The sequence below is a fragment of the Streptomyces sparsus genome (genome assembly GCF_054776295.1).
This window is the reverse complement of sequence record NZ_BAAHCA010001326.1, coordinates 1-1016: the sequence shown is the minus strand read 5'-3', so window position 1 is coordinate 1016 and position 1016 is coordinate 1. Positions and strand designations below refer to the sequence as shown.

Here is a 1016-nt window from a genome sequence, read left to right as displayed (position 1 = left end):
GTCCGGGCGCCCGTGTCAGGCGTCCGGGTGCGGGCGCTCCGAGGCGCGCCGGTCGGCTTCCAGCCACCGCACGAGGGCGGCCCGGTCGGCGGTGTCCAGCTCGATGCCGAAGGTGTGCTCCAGCACCTTCGGCACCTCGGCGGGTTCGACGGCCCGCTCCTCGGCCCCGCCGTCGGGGCGCAGCGTGCTGACCCGGACGCCGTCCAGCACGTGCAGCGCTCCCGGAGTGATGCGCTGGACCCGCGGACCGGTGACGAAGGGCGAGCGCGGCGCCGTCGAGACGAAGTGGTTGCCGACCGCGTAGTCCACCGGGAACTGCGGGTTGAGGGTGAAGGCGTGCGCGTCGTGCACCTCGTCGCCGACCAGTGAACGCCACACCCACGTCTCGGCCGGCTCCCCGGACTCCCTCTCCAGGCGGAACCGCCACCCGCCCTCGGACACCTCGGCGCCGTCGGTGAACTCCGCCGGCTCCAGCGCGTCCCGCCCGAAGCCGACGTCGCACAGCCACTCCCGTCCGGTGGCCGCCGTCTCCTCGGTGGCCACCCGCAGCAGGGCGTGCGTGGCCGGCAGCATCTTCCCGCCCTGGCCCAGACGCACCCGGGCGGACAGCCCGGTGACGCCGAACCCCAGCCGCTCCAGCGCGGCGGCGAACAGGAGGGAGTGCTCGAAGCAGTACCCGCCACGGCGCTGCCGGACCAGCTTGCCCTGCAGGCTCGGCAGGTCCAGCGGCACAGGACGGCCCAGCATGATCTCCAGGTTCTCGAACGGGATCGTCGTCACGTGGGCGCGCTGGAGTCCGCGCAGGGTGCGCACGGTCGGGGCGCGGTCGCCGTCCCATCCGATGCGGTTCAGGTAGGCGTCGAGGTCGAAGTCGGGGGAGCCCCAGGTCGTCGGCATGTCCCGACGCTAGAACCTCAAGTGCACTTGACGTCAAGCGACGGCCGCGGCGGTGGCCGCCAGGCGGAGCACGTCAGGCGCCGGGCGCAAGCGGTGGGGCGCCGACGGGGGCGCCGGAC

General features: G+C 74.2%; 1 protein-coding gene. It reads right to left on the bottom strand.

Annotated features, from left to right (window positions below; all coding sequences use genetic code 11):
* Positions 1–15: 15 nt before the first annotated feature.
* Entirely contained in the window at positions 16–897 is an 882-nt protein-coding gene (locus tag ACYVE9_RS28210; protein WP_461030722.1) for an arylamine N-acetyltransferase family protein, read from the bottom strand.
* Positions 898–1016: the final 119 nt, after the last annotated feature.

Excerpts from the sequence above, each read along its gene's own strand:
- ACYVE9_RS28210 (WP_461030722.1), bottom strand. The coding sequence starts at position 897 with ATGCCGACGACCTGGGGCTCCCCCGACTTCGACCTCGACGCCTACCTG.